The following is a 19,989-nucleotide window of genomic DNA, read 5'->3' on the forward strand; positions in this document are numbered from 1 at the left end:
TGCTGCACCCTACCTGGGCTGGACTTGCACCAGCCGGATCGCACCAGCTTTCCTGGCGCACCCTTTGCCCACCCTACGCAGTCACGAGCTACATCGGCTGCGCCGCCGCGACGAGATCGCCGGCGCGCTGGTCCTGCTTGAGCAGGGCTGCGAGCTCGCCTTCATCCAGCGTCTCCTTGACCAGCAGCCTTCGCGCGGCGCGCTCCAGCACGTCACGCTTGTCCTGCAGCAGCTTGCGGGTGCGCTCCAGCGCTGACGTGACGATGGCGCGGACCTCAGCGTCGATGGCGTCGCCCGCAGCCTCGCCATAGTCGGCGCTGCGCGAGGCGCCGGGCGCCAGGAACGACTGGTTGTCGCGCTCATAGGCGACCGAACCCAATTGCTCCGACATGCCGTAGCGCGTCACCATCGACCGCGCGATGTCGGTGACGCGGCGCAAATCGTCCGCCGCACCGGTCGACAGATGGCCGTAGACCACGAGCTCTGCGGCGCGGCCGCCGAGCAGCACCGCCATCTTGTTCTCGAGCTCCTCGCGGGTCATCAGGAAGCGGTCCTCGGTCGGGCGCTGGATGGTGTAGCCGAGCGCGCCGACGCCGCGCGGAATGATCGAGACCTTGTGCACGGGGTCGGTGCCCGGCAGGCTCATCGCGACGATCGCATGCCCCATCTCGTGATAGGCGACGATCTCGCGTTCCTTCGGATTGAGCAGCCGGTTGCGCTTCTCCAGGCCGGCGACGATGCGCTCGATCGCATTGTTGAAATCGTCGAGCGTGACCTCGTCGGCGCCGCGCCGGGTCGCCAGCAGGGTCGCCTCATTGACGAGGTTGGCGAGATCGGCGCCGGTGAAGCCGGGCGTCAGCGCCGCTACCTTCTCCGGGTCGACGTCGGCCGCGAGCTTCGCCTTTTTCAAATGCACCCGCAGGATCTGGATGCGGCCCGGCTTGTCCGGGCGGTCGACCAGCACCTGGCGATCGAAGCGGCCGGCGCGCAGCAGCGCCGGATCGAGGATCTCCGGCCGGTTGGTCGCCGCCAGCAGCACAAGACCGACCGAGGAATCGAAACCGTCGAGCTCGACCAGCAGCTGGTTGAGTGTCTGCTCCTTCTCATCATGGCCGCCGGCGAACGGGCCCATGCCGCGGGCGCGTCCGAGCGCATCGAGCTCGTCGATGAAGATGATGGCGGGAGCTTTCGCACGCGCCTGCTCGAACAAATCGCGCACACGCGCCGCACCGACGCCGACGAACATCTCGACGAACTCCGAGCCGGAGATCGAGAAGAACGGCACGCCGGCCTCGCCCGCAACCGCCTTGGCGAGCAGGGTCTTGCCGGTGCCGGGCGGGCCGACCAGCAGCACGCCCTTCGGCATGCGGCCGCCGAGCCTGCCATAGGATTTCGGATCCTTCAGGAAGGCCACGATCTCGCGCAGCTCGTCCTTGGCCTCGTCGACGCCGGCGACGTCGTCGAAGCGTACGCCGGTGTTGGCCTCGACATAGACCTTGGCCTTGCTCTTGCCGATCTGCATCAGGCCGCCGCCAAGCCCGCCGGCGCCGCCCATCATCCGCCGCGACAGCCAGTACCAGACGCCGAAGAACAGCGCGATCGGCATCACCAGCGAGAGGATGTCACCGAGAATGTTGCTCTCGACGCGGCCGGTGAAGGTGACGTTGGCCTTGGCGAGCTCCTTGGCGAACTCCTGGTCGACGCGCGTCGTCGCGAAGCGCGTCTGCCCACCGGGCAGCGGCTCCTTCAGGCTGCCTTCGAGATAGTTCTCGGAGACGCCGACCTCCTTCACCTTGCCCGCCGACAGCAGATCCTGGAACTGGCTGTAGGGGATGACGGCGACCTGGCGATAGCTCGTCCACGCATTGTGGATCATCATCGCGACGAAGATCGCGACAACAGCGTACCAGAGATTGAAGCGGGTCTGCTTGGTCATGAGTCTCTCATTCGGGTGATCTGTCGAAAACGAGGTACCGCGCGCTGCGGATCAAGCGGCGGTCAGGCGCCGGCCTGCCCTTCGGCTTTGGGCACGAATACGGTCACGGCGCGCGGCAGCACGGAAAACCGCGCCGGCGTGAAGGTGACGAGCTCGCCATCGGCATTGATCGGGCGTGGCTTGCGGGTGCGGATCTCGAACGACGTGTCGCGCGACGCGCGCACCTCCTGCCATAGCCCGTGCCGGCCTCTGCGAAAGTCATAGGCCATCGCCAACAGCTTCCAGACGCGGCCGATCTCGAGCGAATAGAGATCGAGATGGGAATCGTCGATCTCCGCGCGGTGATCGACGGCCATGCCGCCGCCGTAGTAGCGGCCGTTGCCGACTGCGATCTGCAAGGTCTTCACGCGCACCGCGCCGTCCGACGACACGATGACAGCCCGGAACGGCCGCGCATTGGTGAGCACCTTCAGCGCCGTGAGCGCGTAGCCCAGTCGCCCGAACCTGCGCTTCGTTTCCTTGGTCAGCTGCCGCGCGAGCTCGGCGCTCAGGCCGAGGCTGGCGACGTTGAAGAACGGATGTCCGTTGACCTCGCCAAGATCGATCTGCCGGCGCTGGCCGGCTGCAATCACGTCCGCCGCCGCCTCCATGTCCGGGGGAAGACCGAGCGTGCGAGCGAGATCGTTGGCCGTACCGGCCGGAATGATGCCGAGCGGAAGGCCGGTCCTGACCAGCGCAGGCGCAGCCGCGTTCAGGCTGCCGTCTCCGCCGGCGACGACTACGGCCTCCGCATCGTCGGCATGAGCTTCGATCCACGGCGACACCTCGCGCGGACTATGCGGCGCCGAGATCACGAGGTCATAGCCCGCCGCGCCCAGCCGCGACACGGCGACGCCGGCGGCCTCGCCGCCGGAGCGGCTGCCGCGGTTGATGATCACCAGGAGCCGGCGTGTTGCGACATTCGGTCGCGACGGCGGCGCCTTCGCGATCGACACCTGGTCAGCCCCCGTGGTCACGATTGTCTCCCGTACACAAAATGCCAGTGCGCGTCGCGTCGCGCAGGTTCCATACAGAATGATCAGCCGCCACTCCGGTTCCATCACGATAGCAACCGCTGACCAGAGGGTTCACGGCCGAGCGAACTTTTCTGCGCCTGCTGGAATCGTGGCGCGTGGGGCGATGGCCGCAAAGGTTGATAGTCACAAGCGACGCGTGTGGCCGCATCTCGTCAAACTCCAAGCAACGCGCGAAGCGCGCAATACCGCCAGCGGTATCTGTTACAAAGAGAGTCCGACATCATAGCCTTAAGGGACTATCAGAGGGGCCCGGATCTCCGGCCCCCTGGAATTAGTTCGCAGGCCACGGCCTGCAAGCAGACTGCCGCGCCGGCAGACACTCTGTCGCACCTCCGCCTGCGTTGTCACGTCGTTCATGTTGCTGAACGCCGATGCGGTGCGGACGACCGGCTCTTGAAAACCGACCGGGAGGCACATACGTCATCGGGCATACCCCTGGTCCGGGCCCCTCTGGTGAAGCTGCCGGTGCTCACGATGTCGGACCTGACGACATCAATTTCACCGGCCTGATAAGAGGACCCCCGTGGATTTCCTGCTCATCGCGTTTGCCGGCAAGCCTGTCTGGATGTGGCTCGCCTTCCTCGCAATCGTGCTCGCCCTTCTCGTTTTCGATCTCGGCATCCTCCATCGCAAGACGCGCGAAATCTCGGTGCGCGAGAGCTTGGTCATGAGTGCCGTCTACATCCTGCTCGCGCTCGCCTTCGGCGGCTGGGTGTGGTGGCAGCTCGGCTCGGAGGCCGGCACCGCCTATCTCACCGCGTTCACGATCGAGAAGGCCCTGGCGATGGACAACGTCTTCGTCATCGCCATGATCTTCAGCTATTTCGCGATCCCGCGCGCCTATCAGCACCGTGTGCTGTTCTGGGGCATCGTCGGCGTCATCGTGCTGCGCGCGATCATGATCGGCCTGGGCGCTGCGATCGTCGCGCAGGCCAGCTGGGTGCTCTACGTGTTCGCGCTGTTCCTGGTCGCGACCGGCATCAAGATGCTGGTGTTCAAGGAAAAGCCGCACGACGTCGGCGCCAACCCGGCGCTGAACTGGATGCGCCGCCGCTTCGACGTCACCGACCGCCTGCACGAGGAACGCTTCTTCGTGCGTCAGCCCGATGCGAGCGGCAAGCCGACCTGGTTCATGACGCCGCTGTTCCTGGCGCTGATCCTGATCGAGTTCGCCGACGTCATCTTCGCCGTCGACTCGGTGCCCGCGATCTTTGCGATCTCGACCGACCCGTTCGTGGTCTACACCTCGAACATCTTCGCGATCCTCGGCCTGCGTGCGCTGTACTTCGCGCTGGCCGCGATGGTCGACCGCTTCCAGTATCTCAAGCTGGCGCTGGCGGCGGTGCTGATCTTCATCGGCTCGAAGATCTTCCTCGCCGACCTGCTCGGGCTGGAGAAGTTTCCGCCGGCGCTGTCGCTCGGCATCACCTTCGGTCTGCTCGGCGCGGGCATTGCCTATTCGTTGTGGAAAACCCGGCCTGCGGTCGAGCAGGTGAAATGACGATGGAAGAGTGAGAGGTCACGGCGCGGCGATGAACGATGTCGCATCCAACGATGAGGTTTCGTCCGGGCCGCGCCGCCACAACGGCCCGATCAGCCGGCGGCTGCTCGCCATTGCGCGCACGGTGCGGTCGGAAGAACCGTCGGTCGGCGAGTTGTTCGACAGTCTCGAGTCGGAAGGCCTCGGCCTCACGCTGCTGCTGCTGACCATTCCGGCGCTGCTGCCGCTGCCCGGACCGTTCGGCATGGTGTTCGGCACCCTGGTTGCGCTGGTGGCGCTACAGATCCTGTTCGGGGCCGAGCGGCTGTGGCTGCCCGAGCCGCTGCGCCGCCGGCCGGTGCCGCAGCGGCTGCTGCGCAAGGTGATCCGCGCCGGGCTCGACTGGGCCGGCACTGCCGAGCGCGGCCTGCGCGAGGACCGGCTGGTCTGGCTGACCGGCCGCACCGCGCGGATGCTGCTGGCGCTGCCGCTGCTGCTGATGGCCGTCACCATCATCCTTCCCATTCCCTTGGGCAACGTGATGCCGGCGCTGGCGCTGATCGCCGCCTCGATCGGCTTCATGGCCTGCGACGGCCTCGCCGTGCTGCTGTCGATGCTGATCGCCATGGCCGCCGTCGTGTGGACGGCGGTGCTGCTCTACACCGGTGCGGCGGCTGCAGACTACGCGGCCACGCTGCTGGCCGGCCTCGCCGTGCGGCTGCGCGCCATGCTCGAAAGCGTCGGCGTCGATCTCGGCTTTGCGGCCGGCGTATCGACCGTGTTTGCGATCGCAGCCGGCCTCGTTGCGCTTGCCTTCTGGGTTCAGACCATCCGCCACCGGCGCAGCCGGCGGACCTCGTTCGATCCCGCGCTCGACCCGCGCGAGCGCTCGCGCGCGATGGCGCGCCGGGGCCGCAACCTGATGGCCGCGGCGAGCGTCGCGACCGCCGCCACCGCGGTGTTCGTTGCGACACGCTTCATGCTGACGGGCTGGATCTGACAGGGGTCGTGGGGCATGGCATGCCAAACCCGGCTCGCCGCCCGCTGCACACACATAATTTTGATTTGATTCCCGTCGAGCCGGCCGTCGCGCGCTGCTGCGCTCTACCGCCTTGAAGGCGCTGGCCAAAGACGCCGGACGCGGCACCAACCAGCCAACGGAGAGAGACCGCGCTCCCCGGTTCCATGCTGTCCTATCGCGCCACATCCGATAAGCTGCTGCCGTCGTCATTGAACCGTTACAGATCTCAACATGCCGGACCAGGGCGCGAGCGCGTCGATCAGCGACCGCGCTGTCGAAAAAGTCGAGCCACCAGCGGTCAGCGGCGGCTCGCCCGTGCCGCCCGAGGTGGCGACGTCGGAGCTGCCGGCCCTGCCCGCGGCATCCACCGGCGGCCACGAGATCGAGTTGAAGCTGCTGGTCGCGCCGGATCAGATCGCGAGCTTCAACGAGGCCGCCGTGATCACGGCCCATGCGCGCAACAAGGGCACGCGGAAACATCTGAAGTCGATCTACTACGACACGCCGAACCGGACGCTGTGGAAGCACGGGCTGACCTTGCGCGTGCGCCAGAGCGGCAGCCGTTTCGTCCAGACCGTCAAGACACAAGCGGGCGACGATCCGCTCAAGCGTGGCGAGTGGGAGGCGAACGTGCCGTCGCTGGCGCCCGATCCCGCACTGGCAATGACCCTGCTCCCCGAGGAGCTGCGCCGCGAGCTCGACACGCACAGGCTCGCGCCGGTGTTTTCCGCCGACGTCCATCGTCACGTCCGCCTGCTCGAGCTGCCCTCCGGCACGATCGAGGTCGCCTTCGATGGCGGCGTCATCAGGGCCGGTGAGCGCAGCGAGGTCGTGAGCGAGATCGAGCTGGAGCTCAAGGGCGGCAGTCCGGCCGTGATCTATGAGGTCGCGCTGCGGCTCGCCGAGCATGGCCCGGTCCGGCCCTCGATCCGCAGCAAGTCGGCGCGCGGGTTCGACCTTGCCGCCGGCCGCGCGCCCGGCGCCGACAAGCCGCGCAAGCCGCGGCTGGATCCGGCCGTCTCGCTCGACGAGGCCTTTGCCGTCATCCTGCAGGGCAGCCTGCATCATCTGCTGCAGGCGATGCCCGCCGCCGAAGACGGCCGCAACACCGAGGGCGTGCATCAGCTGCGGGTCGCGCTGCGCCGGCTGCGCGCCGCGCTGCATCTGATGCAGCCGGTCGAGACGTCGGCCACGCTCGATGGCCTGGCCGCCGACGCCCGTTGGCTCGCACAGAGCCTCTCGTCGGCACGCGACCTCGACGTCTTCCTGACCGAGACGCTGCCGGAGATCGCACAGGCCTGTCCGTCGGTGGCCGGCTTCGACACACTACGCGCGCTGGCCGAACGGCAGCGCGATCTGGCCTATCGCAGGCTGCGTCTGGCCCTTGCGGACCGGCGCTGCGCCGGCTTCGTGCTCGGCCTCGGGGCCTGGATCGAAACCCGCGGCTGGCGCAACGACGTGGCGCCGGAGACGCTGCGGCGCCTCGCCGCCCCCGCGATCGGCTTTGCCGACCACATCCTGGCTGAGCATCATCGCAAGGCGCTCAAGCGCGGCCGTGGCTTCAGGAAGCTGCCGGCGGAGGATCGCCACCGCCTGCGCCTGGCGTTGAAGAAGCTGCGCTACAGCGTCGATTTCCTGCTGCCGTTGCATGGTGCGACCAAGCCTGCGAAGAAATACGCCGGCCGGCTGGCGGGCCTGCAGCAGCAGCTCGGGCAGTTCAACGACATCGCGGTGACCGCCGGTGTGATCGAAGGTCTCGGCACCACCTCGACCGATGCCGCGATGGCGGCCGCCGCGATTGCCGGCTGGCAGGCGCATGCGCTGGTCAACCTCGAACGTCCGCTGTGCGAGGCGTGGCGCGCCTTCACCAAGGCGCCGACGCCGTGGGAAACATCCGACGAGGCATGAGACCGTTCCGTTTTGCGGAACGGCCGGCAAGGTTGCCGCCTCGACCGCCCGTCGCTGCATGGCGCCCTTCCCGGCCGCAACTTGCCTCGCCTCTTGGCCCGGGTCATAGTTGCAGCTTCGCGCAAGGTCCCGGCGCGGCCGACGAGGCCGCACCCCCGGCGCACCCTCATCCGCTCAGCGAGCAGTCCCCTCTCAGCGAGTTCGATCTCCTCATGCCGATCCTCAACAGCATCGCCGCCCTGTCAGACGAAATGGCCGCCTGGCGGCACGACTTCCACGAACATCCCGAGCTGCTGTACGAGGTGCACCGCACCGCCGGCATCGTCGCCGACAAGCTGCGCGCGTTCGGCTGCGACGAAGTGGTGACCGGCATCGGCCGCACCGGCGTGGTCGGCGTGATCCGGGGCCGCAACTCGGCCTCGAGCAAGACCATCGGCCTGCGCGCCGACATGGATGCGCTGCCGATCGAGGAAACCTCGGGCGTGCCCTACGCCTCGAAGACGCCGGGCCTGATGCATGCCTGCGGCCATGACGGCCACACCGCGATGCTGCTGGGCGCCGCGAAATATCTCGCCGAGACGCGCAATTTCGACGGCACGGCGATCGTGATCTTCCAGCCAGCCGAAGAAGGCGGCGCCGGCGGCAAGGCGATGGTCGACGACGGCCTGATGACGCGCTGGGGCATCCAGGAGGTCTACGGCATGCACAACATGCCGGGCGTGCCGGAAGGTCATTTCCAGGTTTCGCCCGGCGCGATGCTCGCCTCGGCCGATGCGATCCACATCAAGGTCACCGGCAAGGGCGGCCACGGCGGCGCCGGCCCGCACAAGGCGGTCGACAGCATCCTGATCGCTTCGCAGATCGTCAACGCGCTGCAGTCGATCGTGGCGCGCAACGTCGATCCCTTGAAGTCGGCAGTCATCTCGGTGTGCGCCATCCACGGCGGCACCACCTTCAACGTGATCCCCGAGACCGTGGAGATGCTCGGCACCGTGCGCACGCTCGATCCGGAGATCCGCGACCTCGTCGAGAAGCGCATCGTTGAAGTCTGTGAGGCCACCGCGCGCGCCTATGGCGGCTCGGCGGAGGCGATCTACGAGCGCAAATATCCGGTCACGATGAACCACCCGGCGCAGGCGGCGTTTGCCGCCGATGTCGCGCGTGACGTCGCCGGCAATGAGCGCGTCAACGACCGCGCCATTCCCCTGATGGGCGGCGAGGACTTCGCCTTCATGCTGGAAGCCCGCCCCGGCGCGTTCGTGTTCCTCGGCATGGGCCCCGGCAACGAGTGCCACCACCCGGCCTACCGCTTCAACGACAACATCCTGAGCGCCGGCGCGTCGTACTGGGTGAAGCTGGTCGAGAAGAGCATGCCGGCGAACTGATCCGTTCGTGACAATGTGGGGTGGGCAAAGCGGCCGCCGAAGGCGGCAGCGTGCCCACCGTCGCGCGGCATGATCCGCTGCAGCATGGTGGGCACGGCGCCATTGCGATCTCGCGCGGCGCGACAGCACGGCCGCGCCTTTGCCCACCCTACGGACTGTGCTCGTGGCAGGAACACTTCGTCCATGATCGAAGCGTCGAGCACGGGCCCCCGGCTATGAGAAGCCCTCCTTCTCCTAGCCCGCGAGCCCGCATGCGCCGGACCGCCCTCACCACAGACCTCGCCCTCCTCCTCCTGCTCTCCACCCTGTGGGGCGCGTCCTATACGTTCATCAGGATCGGCGTCGAGACGATCCCGCCGCTGACGCTGATCGCCACGCGCACGCTGATCGCCGGCCTGCTGCTCGCGGCCATCATCCGCAGCCGCGGGCTGGCTTGGCCGCGCGAGCGCGCGACATGGCGCCGCTTCGTGATCCAGGCCGGCCTCAACAGCGTCGTCCCGTTCACGCTGATCGCCTGGGCCGAGCGCAGCGTCGAGGCCGGCCTCGCCACGATCCTGAACGCGACCTCGCCGATCTTCACCTTCATGCTGACCGCACTGGTCACGCGCCACGAGCCGGTGACGCTACGTAAGCTCGGCGGTGTCGCCGCCGGTCTTGCCGGCACCGGCCTCATCGTCGGCGTCGGGGCGCTGCACGGCTTCGGCCACGAGCTGTGGGCGCAGCTCGCGATCGTTGCCGCGACGATCTGCTATGCCGGCGCTGCGATCATGGGAAAGAGCTTCAAGGGCCTCGACCCGATGCTGCCGGCCGCCGGCTCGCTGCTCTCGGGCGCGGTGATCCTGATCCCGCTGGCGCTGATCGTCGATCATCCCTGGACGTTGACGCCATCGCTGCGCTCCGTGCTGGCGCTGCTCGCGCTGGCGACCGTCTCGACCGCGGCCGCAATGGTGATCTATTTCCGCCTGGTGCAGACGCTCGGCTCGATCGGCGCGACCGCGCAATCCTATCTGCGCGTGCCGATCGGCGTCGCCATCGCCGTTGTTGGCCTCGGCGAACGGCTTGCGCCGACCGCCTGGATCGGCCTCGGCTGCGTCGTCATCGGCGTGATCGCGATGACGCTGCCGGCGCGCAAGATGGCCTAGCGAAGCGCGATCGCGACCTTGCCGACATGCGCGCCGCTCGACATGTAGTGGAACGCCTCGCGCGCCTCGGCAAAAGGAAACACCCGGTCGACCACGGGCTTCACCTGATGCAGCGCCAATGCATTGGCGAGCGCCTGCAGGTCGTCGACCGAGCCGACGGTGACGCCCTGCAGCCGCTGCTGCTGCATCACCATCAGCGGCAGACGCAGCTCGGCGGCCGGCGCGCCGGCGAGCACGCCGATGAACGCGATGGTGCCGCCAATTTTCGTCGCGCGGATCGACTCGTTCAGCGTGCCGACGCCGCCGACCTCGACGACGAGATCGGCGCCCTGTCGGGTCAGCTCGCGCGCCTGCTTGCCCCAGTCCGGCGTGGTCTTGTAGTTCAGCGTGACATCGGCCCCGAGCTGCTTCAGCCGCGCGATCTTCGCCTCGCTCGACGAGGTCGCGATCACGCGCGCACCGGCGAGCTTGGCGATCTGCAGCGCGAACATCGAGACCCCGCCGGTGCCCTGCGTCAGCACGGTCTGGCCCGGCCGGATGCCGCCGAGCTTCACGACCGCGCTCCACGCGGTCACGCCGGCGCAAGGCAAGGTCGCGGCCTCGATGTCGGAGAGATGCGCCGGCGTCCGCACCAGCGCCTGCGCCGGAAAGATCCGGTACTCCGTCAGGGTGCCGTCGACGGCACCGCCGAGCGCCGCGCGCATCTTGATCTCGCTCGGCTCGCCACCGGTCCAGCTCTCGAAGAAGCTGCCGATCACGCGATCGCCCGGCACGAACGCCGCCACGCCGTCCCCGACGGTTTCGACCACGCCAGCGCCGTCCGACAGCGGCACCAGCGGAAATTTCTGACGCGAGCCGTAGCCGCCCTTCACCGTCAGCAGGTCGCGATAATTGAGGCTCGCCGCCGTCAGCCGCACCAGCACCTCGCCGCGCGCGGGCGCTCGCACCGGCTTGTCGACCAGCGCAAGCGCATCGATGCCGCCCGGCCCCTGCATCTCCCAGCATTTCATCTCACGCTCCCCTGCCCGCATCGTCTATGGGTTAATCGTGGAGCGTTTCCCGCCGGCGATCAAGTCAAGGCGACGGCGACAGCGGCGTCTGCGCGCCGTCGACCAGGGGCGTGACGACGTGATCGATCACGTACTCCGTGCCCATCCAGGTCACGATGCCCGCAATCATCAGCATTCCCACTAGCAGCAGCATGTCACGTCGATCCATTCAAGACATACGTGACGACACAAGCGCGCGTTTCAGATTAGGATGATCACGCGCCCGCGGAACCTGACAACAGGGAACTTCATCAGTGCTCGCTACACACCCGGCTCGAACCTGATCCGGCACAGCAAGCCGGTGTCGCGATAGTCCTGCTCGATGCTGCCGCCGATCGCGGCGAGGCTGGCGCGGATCATGCGCGTGCCGAATCCTTCGTTGTGCGGTGGCGCGACCGCGTGCGGACTGATCTCGCGCCAGGTCACGACGCTGCGGCCACCGTCCTGCGTCAGCTGCACCTCGAGCCGTCCGCCGTTGCCGCGCAGCGCGCCGTATTTGACGGCATTGGTCGCGAGCTCATGAAACACCAGCGCGAGATTGCGCACCGCGTCCGGCCCCAATTGCACGTCCGCTCCCTCCAGCATCACGGCGCCGGAGGCACGATAGGCCTGCAGCTCGGCATCGAGCAGCATCCGCAGGCTCATGAGGCGGTGGTCCGACCAGGCGAGGCTGTTGGCGCGCGCGACCGCGTCGAGCCTCATCGCAATCGCCTCGCCCTTGCCGCGATCCTCGCCCGACAGGCTCGACCGCACGATCGATTGAAACACCGCAAGCTGGTTGTTCACGCGATGCCTCAGTTCGCCGAGCAGCAGCTCGCGTGCGTGCTCGCTGCGCTTGAGCTCGAGCAACGCGTCGCGGCTCAGGCTCGCGAGCCAGATGATCAGCGCCGATGTGCTCAGGAAGCCGACGAGGTTGACCGCTTCTTCATGGCCGGGGCGATCCGTAAATCCGATCAGTACGACGGCAGCCGACAGCCAGGCGGCAAAGATGGCCGAGGGGACGCCGCCGAGCAAAGCCGCCAGCATCACGGCTGGATAGAACGTCGCATATGGCAGCGTCGCGCCGAGCAGATCGAGGCCGACACGGCCGCCGGCGGACAGCGCGACAGCAAGGGCTGTGAGCAGGAACGTGATCGGCGACCACGGCCTGCTCCGAACGACCAACTTTGAAAGACTCTGACCCGCGCGCACGATTGACCCCGAGCCGAAGGTCTATCGCCCCCCGCGGAGGGGAACAAGCACAAGGAACTCCCACGCGTGTCGAAAAAGTTTGGAACTTTTTCTACGTAGTTGCGTTCCGCTGCACCCTCCGAACTCATCCTTCCGCAGGATGAAAAGTCGTCTTTCACGCGCTGGCAAGCACCGTTGCAGAGATCTGCTCGCGCGGGCTACGTAGCAAAACGAGCGCCCAACGTACCGTAAAAGTTGCGCCGCGCTACGTAGTATCGTTGAGACTGCATTTCGCGATACTGGCACGATGCGAGGCGCCCCGATGGTAGCCCATTGCTCGCTAGCGGTATCGGGGCGCTCCCCCTGTGAACAAGCTTGTAGTTCGAACGCTGCTGCAGCCCAAAACCTAGCGGCTTGCCGCTGCAGGCGTCAGCGCCGATCATGCGTCATGACCACGAAATCGCGCGAGAGACTGTACGGCGCCGGCATTCGTATCGCCCAGGAGCAGGCGACGCGCGCGCGCAAGCAAGCCGATCGTCTCGCCTGCGAGGCCTGGAACAAGCGCATGCTCGGCTACAAGGGCCCGGCGCAACCCTCGCCGCTGCTCGGCGACGCGCTCAATGCCGGCTACTTCTATCTCGAAGTGCGCTGCCTCGGCTGCGATACCAACCAGACCGTCGCGCTCGATATCATCCGTCGGCCCAAGACGACGCCGATCCACGAGCTCGAGCGCTACATGCGCTGCCAGGACTGCTCGCGGCTGCGCGGCCATCCCTACAAGCGGAGTGCGCTAGTCGCACTGCGCGAGACCAAGATCTCGGCAGCCCATCCTGCGTCGACGTGGTGGCCGGGCGAGCGCTGACGGCCCGCGCCGCAACCGAGGACCGCGAAGGTATTCCGATCGGGTGACGGCGAACCCGTCAAAAAGTTTTACGTGATCACGGAACAATGCAGAGTCTCATCCGTTTCGAGAACTTGCCGGCGCGGCAGGGAAGCGAACGAATGTCAGAGTTGATGACGCAGCCAGAAAAGCTGCGAGCCGATGCGGCGGAATGCGCCCTCATCCGCGATCTCGCCACCGATCGCGACAAGCGCGAGCTGTTCGCGCGACTTGCCGAACACCTGAGCATGCTGGCCACGGAGGTGGAGCATGTCGCGCGCATCAATCGGGCCATCATCAGCTGACCCGGCGCGCTGACGGCGATCGAGACTGCCGCGCACGCCCGTTCCACAAATGCACGACCGAACTTCGCTATAACAGCTCACGAGCCGTTGATTCGTCCAATGGACGAACGGCACGGCTGCTCGTGAACGGGTTCCGGTCTTGCGCGTCATCCTCCCTCACTTCGTCTGCATCGTTCTCTCGTTCGTCACCGCATGGCCGGCGACGGCCCGCGACCTCGTCGGTCGCGCCAGCATCGTCGACGGCGATACGCTCGATATTCACGGCACGCGCATTCGCTTGTGGGGCATCGATGCGCCCGAGAGCGCGCAGCTCTGCCGCGGCCGCAAACCGTATCGATGCGGCGCGCTGGCCGCCAACACGCTCGACGCCTTTGCCCGCGGCAAGGTCATCAGCTGCATGCCCGTCGACGGCGATCGCTATGGCCGCATCGTCGCGCGCTGCGCCGCCGGTGCTGTCGATCTCGGCCGGTTCATGGTGTCGCGCGGGCTCGCGATCGAGGAACCGCAATATTCGCACGGCGCCTACGCGAGCGATCAGCTTGCCGCCCGCCGTGCCGGCCGCGGCATCTGGTCCGGTCGCTTCGTCGAGCCGCCGCTCTACCGCAGCTGCATGCATGCCGGCGGCACGACCATGCTGTGCTCGGACGGCGAGATGCGAAGCCGGTGATCGGCAGAGCTCTGCGCGATACGCACGGCGACAGCGTGATTGCGACGCGTCGCGCTCTTGCTGTACCGTCACGCTCCGCAGAGGCTTGGGGCTGGACGAACGATGACTGACACAAAGATCCGCGTGGCGATCCTGTTCGGCGGGCGCTCGGCGGAGCACGACGTCTCCCGGGCCTCGGCAGCCAACATCTTTCGCTCGCTCGATGCCGGCCGCTACGCGATCACGCTGATCGGCATCACGCATGACGGCCGCTGGGTGCTCGCCGATGCTGTCAATGACCGCGCGAACGCCGCACTCACGGTGCCCATGGATGGGCCTGACATCGTGCTGCTGCCCGCCGGCCAGGGCCGTGCGCTCGTCCTTGGCGATGGCGGCGCCGGCACGCGCGAGCTCGCCTTCGACGTGATCTTTCCGGTGCTGCATGGCCCGAACGGCGAGGACGGCACGGTGCAAGGCGCCCTCGAGCTGGCCGACGTCGCCTATGTCGGCGGCCGCGTGCTGGGATCGGCGGTCGCGATGGACAAGGACGTCGCCAAGCGCCTGCTGCGCGATGCCGGCCTGCCGATCGTGCCGTTCGTCACCATGACCGCGGCCTCGCCGGCGACCTATGACGCGGCGGTCGCCGCCGTCGGCTCTTCCGAGCTGTTCGTGAAGCCGGCCAATCTCGGCTCCTCGGTCGGCATCTCCAAGGCGCGCAACGCCGACGAGTTCGACGCCTCGTGCCGGCTGGCGCTGCGCTTCGACCGAAAAATCCTGATCGAGCGCTGCATCGCGCCGGTGCGCGAGATCGAGTGTGCCGTGCTCGAGCGCGCCGACGGCGAGATTGCCGCCTCCGAGCTCGGCGAGATCGTGCCCGCGGGCAGCCACGGCTTCTACTCCTACGAGGCCAAGTACACCGATGCCAACGGCGCCTCGTTGCACGTCCCGGCGCAGGTCGAGCCCGGCCTGGCGCAGCGCATCCGCAAGATGGCGACCGAGGTGTTCGGCGTGCTCTGCTGCGAGGGCCTCGCGCGCGTCGACGTCTTCGTCCGCGGCGACGAGGTCTACGTCAACGAGGTGAACACCCTGCCCGGCTTCACCAACATCAGCATGTACCCGAAGATGTGGGAGGCCACCGGCCTGCCCCAGCCGGCGCTGATGGACAGCCTGATCGCGCATGCGCTGGCGCGGCAATCGCGGCTCAGGACGCTGGCGTCGCAGCGGTGAGGCCCCGGGGGACGCCACGTGTCAGCGCGGCGCGACCTTGACACCATCTGCAACGCGGTCGCTCGGATAGATGATCACGACATCGCCGCCGCCGACGCCCTCGGCCACCGCCGCGAACCGGCCGGAGCGGCGGATGATGCGCAGTTTGCGCAGTTCGGCGCGGCCGTCCTTCAATGCGAAGACCGACCAGTCGTCGCCGCGCCTGAACAGCGCGCCGGTCGGCACGATGGTCGCATCGTCCTGGGTGAAGACGACGATCTGCGCATCGAGCTGATAGGCGTCGCCGAGCCGCTGCCATTGCTCGGCCGGCGAGACGATGTCGATCAGCACGTTGACGCGCTGCTCCTCGACGCCGAGGGTCGAGATCTTGGTGAAGGCCGCCGGCTCGACACGGCGAACCCGGCCCGACAGCCTGCCCGGACCGCCCCAGCGATCAATCGCGACCTCGGCGCCGGGACGGATTTCGACGGCATCGGTGCTCAAGACGTCGATGACCACTTCGAGATCATGGGGATCGCCGAGCTCGAGCAGCGCCGTACCCGGCTGCACCGTCGTCTCGCTTTCCTGCGTCACCTTCAGCACGAGCCCGCCAACCGGCGCCGTCACGTTCCAACTGTCCGCGGGCGCGTCGGCATCGGTGTTGCTCGTATAGCGCGCCAGCATCGCCCTGAGTTGGCCGAGTTCGTGTCCCGCGGCATGGTCGACATATTCGGCGGCCCGCAGGTCGCGGTCGGCGATCTGCATCGCGAGCTCGGCGCGCTCCTTCGCCTGCGCCGTCGCAGCGCCGCTCGCAGCCAGCGCCGTGGTGCGCGCGAGATCGGCGCTCGCCTGCGCGCTCTGCGCCTGCTCACGCGCCACCACGGCCTTGGCGCGCTCCACATTCGCTTCGGCCGCGCCGAGCCGCTCCTCGACCTCGCGGCGCGCGCGCGGATCGAGCAGCGGCGCCGGCGCCGGCGTGATCGTGGCAACCACATCATCGGCCTTGACCTGGTCGCCGGCCTTGAAACGGATGCGCCCCAACCGGCCGGCGAGCGGCGCGGCCACGACATAGCGCTGGCGCACCCGCGTCTTGCCGTCGTCCTCGACGGTCGCAACGAACTGTCCTTTGGTCACCGCAGCCGTCTCCACCGGCACCGGGCTCGGCATCACCATCCAGGCGATGCCGGCGGCGACCGCCAGAGCTGCCGACACGATGACGATCAGGCGCAACACGGGACGCATGCTCATTCCCTGGTCTTGAGGGCGGCGACCAGATCGAGCCGATCGACCCGCCTGCGGACGATGATGGCGCTGATCCCGGCGCTGGCCAACACCACAGCAGTCGCGATCAGGTAGGTCCGCGGCGCGATCACGCCGGGGATCTCGAAGCTCTCGTTGGAATGCAGGCGGGCGATCAGCGCGATGATGCCGCGCGACAGCAGCAGGCCGAGCGGAATCCCGACCGCGATCTCCAGCGCGAACTCGCCGAACAGAATGCCCGCGACCTCGCTGCGGGTGAAGCCGAGCACGCGCAGGCTGGCGAGCTCCCAGGCCCGTTCCTGCAGGCTGATGCGGGCGCTGTTGTAGACCACGCCGATCGTAATGATCGCGGCGAAGCCGGTGAGGATGCCCGCCGTGACAAACACGAGGCCCGCGATCTTGTCCATGAACGAGGCGACGGCATAGGCCTTCATCGAAACAGATTCGATCATCGGCAGGCTCTTGAACCGCGTGCCGAGCGCGGCCAGCGCCGCCGGATCGACGTGCAGGCTGGCGGCCGAGAGGACGTTGCCCTCGCCGGTGAAGCGGTTGAGCGTGTCGATATCCATGTAGGACGCCATCCCGATCGCCTCGTCGACGATGGCGCTGACCGGGACGTCGCGCCGTTGCCGCCGGCCCTCCATCGCCTCGACGGTGACGAGGTCGCCGGCGCCGAGCGCCAGCCGCTCGGCGAGCCGCCGCGTCAGGGTAATGCCGTCGGGCACTGCTGCGATCGGCCGGCGCGCCGCATCATGCGGCCGGCGCAACTGATCCGTCGCCGCCAGCCCGACCACCGAGGTCAGGTAGCTGCGATGACCGGCGCGCAGCCGCACCGGGACGATGCGCTGACCTTCGGCGAGCAGCACGCCAGGCTCCCGCGCCAGATCGCGCAACACCGCGCGATCCACCGGATGCGGGAAGCTGATGGTGGCGTTGCCGCGCTCGACCAGATTGAACTGCAGCTCGATCATCTCGCCGATCGCATCGCGCCAGAAGATCCCGAGCACCATCATCGGCACCGCGAAGGCGATGCCGACGACGGTGAACAGCGAGCGGAACGGACGCCCCGCGATATTTCGCAGCATCATCATCCGCCGCGCACGCCGTGCCCCGCCGGGCATCATCAATTCGAGCCAGGAGCGGCGAAAGCCGAGTGGCATCGCCGGCCGCATCGCCTCCGCCGGCGCGAGGCGGACGACGGCGCGGAGCGCCGTGATGACGCCGAGCGACCCGGCCGCAGCGCTGATCGCGACTCCTGCCAGCATCGCCCATGGCGCCAGCCGGAACGGCAGCTCCGGCAGACGGAAGAAGCCGTGATAGCTCGCGATCATCGCCTGCCCGAAGCCGAAGCCGCCGGCAATGCCCAGCAAGCAGCCGATCAGCACGATGACCAGCATCAGCGCGAGGTAATGCAAGGTCAGAGCCGAGGTCGGGAAGCCGAGCGCCTTGAGCGCCGCTATCTGCTCGCGCTGCGCCGCGACCAGCCGTCCGAGCGCACTGTTGAGCAGAAAAGCGGCGACGCCGAAGAAGATGATCGGAATGGTGATCGACATCACCTTCTGCTGGTTCAGCTCGTCCTCGAGAAACCGGTTCGACGGCTGGTCCCGCCGCGCGATCGCGCCGATCGAGCCATACGGTTCGAGCAGTCGGTCGAGTTCCTCGATGACGGGCTGCGCAGCGGCGCCCGGCGCCAGCGCGACCACCGCGTCGTTGAACGCCCCCTTCATGTCGAAGGCGGCCTCGGCCGCGCTGCGGTCGACCCACAGGATGGCGTAGAGGCGATCGTCCGGGATCGGCAATCCCGGCCGCACCGCGTAGACATATTCCGGCGACAGCGCGATGCCTGAGACCCGGAACGCCTGCAGCCGGCCATTGAGCAGCACGCGGATCTCATCGCCCGGCTTGACACCGTTGGCCTCGGCAAACGCCTCGTTGACGGCGGCGCTGCGCGCATCGCTCGGCGCGGGCGCCGTGCCGCGGCGCAGATGCAGCCGCGCCAGCGGCTCGTCGCCGGCGCGGCTGAGCGAGACCATGCGCGCCGACACCGGCAGCGACGCGGCCGGCGCATCGACGATGACCTCGCGCACGATGCGCGGCTCGACCGCGATGACGCCAGCAATCTCGTTGAGCCGGCCGACCAGCGCCAGCGGCGCGCGCTTCAAGGTGACGAAGACCTGCGGAAAGCGCGCTTCGGCATAAAACCACTCGCAGCCGGCGCGCAGCGATTGATAGGTCGAGACCGAGCCGACGAACACGGCGACACCGGCCGCCACCAGCAGCGCGATGGTGATCACCTGCCCGCGCATGGCGCCGATGTCGCGCCAGAGCTTGCGGTTGAGCAGGCTCACCACGTCACCTCCTCGGCCGAGAGCCGCCGCGGATTGCGCGTCTCGCCGACGATGCGGCCGCCGCCGAGCCGCAGCACGCGGTCGGCCATGCCGGCGATCGCCGCATTGTGGGTGATGACGATGGTGGTGGTGCCGAGCCGCTCATTGGCGCGCGCGATCGCGGCCAGCACCACCTTGCCGGTCTCGTAGTCCAGCGCCCCGGTCGGCTCGTCGCACAGCAGCACGTCGGGCGCCTTGACGATGGCGCGGGCCACTGCGACCCGCTGCTGCTCGCCGCCGGACAATTGCGAGGGAAAATGGTCGATCCGCCGCTCGAGCCCGACCAGCTTCAGCACCTCCAGCGGATCGAGCGGCCGGTCGGCAATCTCCGTGACGAGCTGGACGTTTTCGAGCACGGTCAGGCTCGGGATCAGATTGTAGAACTGGAACACGAAGCCGACATGCTCACGCCGGTAGCGCGTCAGCTCGGCGTCATCAGCGCCGACCAGTTGATGATCGCGCCATTGCGCATCGCCCGAGGTCGGGCTGTCCAACCCGCCGAGGATGTTCAGCAAGGTCGACTTGCCCGACCCCGACGGACCGAGCAGCACCACGAACTCGCCCTCGTAGATGTCGAGATCGACATCGCGCAACGCATGCACCTCGACCTCGCCCATCAGGTAGGTCTTGCTGAGCTTGCGGGCGCGGAACACCGGGGCGGCGCCGGTTTCCCTGTGCGTGACGGCGCTCGCGTCGTTGGTGCTGGTCGGACTCATCGGACTGCATTCCTATCCGGCGAACGTCTCGAGACCGGACGACACGTACAATCGGTCTGAAGCCGTGTTTATCGGTTGATGCATATCAAGCAACGAGTCGTCGGCGCTGTGGCGCCTCACTCACATTCGTTCACGACCATTCAAAGGTCGCGAATCTCGTAGATCAGCACCGCCGCGCCGAGGCAGCGGCGCCAGGGATTGACGCCGCGGACGAGCTCGTCGAACGCCCAGACGACGAGGCCCGCTTTGACCAGACAATCGAGATTGCGGCCCGTCTGCCCCGCGGGATGCCAGATCCAGCCGACGAGGATGCCCACCAGCACGATCCACAGCGCCGGGTTCGGCATCTGCGCAATCGTGATCTCGCCGGTGGCGCGATTGCGGAAGAACCAGTTCAGGACTCGCGACATCGCGCCACCAGG

General features: G+C 67.7%; 18 protein-coding genes. 9 read left to right on the forward strand and 9 right to left on the reverse strand.

The features are described from left to right. Positions 1–88: 88 nt before the first annotated feature. Positions 89–1,936, reverse strand: a complete 1,848-nt coding sequence (gene ftsH / locus ACQR07_RS35950) for an ATP-dependent zinc metalloprotease FtsH (protein WP_434906776.1) — start codon at positions 1,934–1,936, stop codon at positions 89–91. Between the two features lie 62 nt (positions 1,937–1,998). Beyond that, the gene (locus ACQR07_RS35955; RefSeq protein WP_434906777.1) at positions 1,999–2,952 is read right to left on the reverse strand and encodes a lipid kinase; all 954 of its coding nucleotides are present in this window, start codon (positions 2,950–2,952) and stop codon (positions 1,999–2,001) included. A gap of 583 nt (positions 2,953–3,535) precedes the next feature. Here ACQR07_RS35955 and ACQR07_RS35960 point away from each other — a divergent pair. The 5 genes from ACQR07_RS35960 (at position 3,536) to ACQR07_RS35980 (ending at position 9,948) form a co-directional block, all read left to right on the forward strand. Then, entirely contained in the window at positions 3,536–4,513 is a 978-nt protein-coding gene (locus tag ACQR07_RS35960) for a TerC family protein (RefSeq protein WP_434906778.1), read from the forward strand. Positions 4,514–4,544: 31 nt separating this feature from the next. Beyond that, entirely contained in the window at positions 4,545–5,492 is a 948-nt protein-coding gene (locus ACQR07_RS35965; protein ID WP_434906779.1) for an exopolysaccharide biosynthesis protein, read from the forward strand. A 252-nt stretch (positions 5,493–5,744) separates the two neighbouring features. Then, a complete protein-coding gene (locus ACQR07_RS35970) occupies positions 5,745–7,421 on the forward strand; it encodes a CHAD domain-containing protein (protein ID WP_434906780.1) in 1,677 nt (558 codons plus the stop codon). Positions 7,422–7,633: 212 nt separating this feature from the next. Next, positions 7,634–8,806: a M20 aminoacylase family protein gene (locus ACQR07_RS35975; protein ID WP_434906781.1), complete on the forward strand. Its 1,173-nt coding sequence runs from the start codon at positions 7,634–7,636 to the stop codon at positions 8,804–8,806. A gap of 251 nt (positions 8,807–9,057) precedes the next feature. Beyond that, positions 9,058–9,948 carry a DMT family transporter gene (locus ACQR07_RS35980; protein WP_434906782.1) on the forward strand — a complete coding sequence of 297 codons (891 nt, stop codon included), beginning with the start codon at positions 9,058–9,060 and terminating at the stop codon, positions 9,946–9,948. Here the strand turns inward: ACQR07_RS35980 and ACQR07_RS35985 are convergent. The 3 genes from ACQR07_RS35985 to ACQR07_RS35995 form a co-directional block, all read right to left on the reverse strand. Next, entirely contained in the window at positions 9,945–10,958 is a 1,014-nt protein-coding gene (locus ACQR07_RS35985; protein ID WP_434906783.1) for a zinc-dependent alcohol dehydrogenase family protein, read from the reverse strand. The two genes, ACQR07_RS35980 and ACQR07_RS35985, sit on opposite strands and share 4 nt — an antisense overlap. 64 nt (positions 10,959–11,022) lie before the next feature. Then, positions 11,023–11,151, reverse strand: coding sequence for a hypothetical protein (locus tag ACQR07_RS35990; RefSeq protein WP_434906784.1), 129 nt, complete (start codon positions 11,149–11,151; stop codon positions 11,023–11,025). A gap of 107 nt (positions 11,152–11,258) precedes the next feature. After that, positions 11,259–12,161 (reverse strand): sensor histidine kinase, encoded by a 903-nt coding sequence (locus ACQR07_RS35995; protein WP_434906785.1) that lies wholly within the window; start codon positions 12,159–12,161, stop codon positions 11,259–11,261. A 454-nt stretch (positions 12,162–12,615) separates the two neighbouring features. On the opposite strand from ACQR07_RS35995, the gene ACQR07_RS36000 reads away from it, so the two are divergent. The 4 genes from ACQR07_RS36000 to ACQR07_RS36015 all read left to right on the forward strand — a co-directional run bounded on the left by ACQR07_RS36000 (position 12,616) and on the right by ACQR07_RS36015 (position 15,225). Then, entirely contained in the window at positions 12,616–13,029 is a 414-nt protein-coding gene (locus ACQR07_RS36000; protein WP_434864881.1) for a hypothetical protein, read from the forward strand. An 86-nt stretch (positions 13,030–13,115) separates the two neighbouring features. Further along, complete coding sequence (locus ACQR07_RS36005) at positions 13,116–13,352, forward strand: hypothetical protein (protein ID WP_434906818.1); 237 nt, start codon at positions 13,116–13,118, stop codon at positions 13,350–13,352. A 148-nt stretch (positions 13,353–13,500) separates the two neighbouring features. After that, positions 13,501–14,019, forward strand: coding sequence for a thermonuclease family protein (locus tag ACQR07_RS36010; RefSeq protein ID WP_434906814.1), 519 nt, complete (start codon positions 13,501–13,503; stop codon positions 14,017–14,019). Positions 14,020–14,121: 102 nt separating this feature from the next. After that, positions 14,122–15,225, forward strand: coding sequence for a D-alanine--D-alanine ligase family protein (locus ACQR07_RS36015; RefSeq protein WP_434906786.1), 1,104 nt, complete (start codon positions 14,122–14,124; stop codon positions 15,223–15,225). A gap of 21 nt (positions 15,226–15,246) precedes the next feature. Here ACQR07_RS36015 and ACQR07_RS36020 read toward each other — a convergent pair whose 3' ends face one another. The 4 genes from ACQR07_RS36020 to ACQR07_RS36035 all read right to left on the reverse strand — a co-directional run bounded on the left by ACQR07_RS36020 (position 15,247) and on the right by ACQR07_RS36035 (position 19,977). Next, entirely contained in the window at positions 15,247–16,446 is a 1,200-nt protein-coding gene (locus ACQR07_RS36020) for an efflux RND transporter periplasmic adaptor subunit (RefSeq protein WP_434906815.1), read from the reverse strand. 2 nt (positions 16,447–16,448) lie between these two features. Further along, positions 16,449–18,815 (reverse strand): ABC transporter permease, encoded by a 2,367-nt coding sequence (locus ACQR07_RS36025; protein WP_434906787.1) that lies wholly within the window; start codon positions 18,813–18,815, stop codon positions 16,449–16,451. Further along, a complete protein-coding gene (locus tag ACQR07_RS36030; protein WP_434906788.1) occupies positions 18,809–19,567 on the reverse strand; it encodes an ABC transporter ATP-binding protein in 759 nt (252 codons plus the stop codon). Before ACQR07_RS36030 ends, ACQR07_RS36025 begins: the two co-directional genes overlap by 7 nt. 140 nt (positions 19,568–19,707) lie before the next feature. Then, positions 19,708–19,977: a hypothetical protein gene (locus ACQR07_RS36035; protein WP_434906789.1), complete on the reverse strand. Its 270-nt coding sequence runs from the start codon at positions 19,975–19,977 to the stop codon at positions 19,708–19,710. Between the last annotated feature and the right edge of the window lie 12 nt (positions 19,978–19,989).

Origin of the sequence: Bradyrhizobium sp. HKCCYLS20291 (genome assembly GCF_051167715.1) — a bacterium.
In the GTDB taxonomy this organism is placed as follows: domain Bacteria; phylum Pseudomonadota; class Alphaproteobacteria; order Rhizobiales; family Xanthobacteraceae; genus Bradyrhizobium.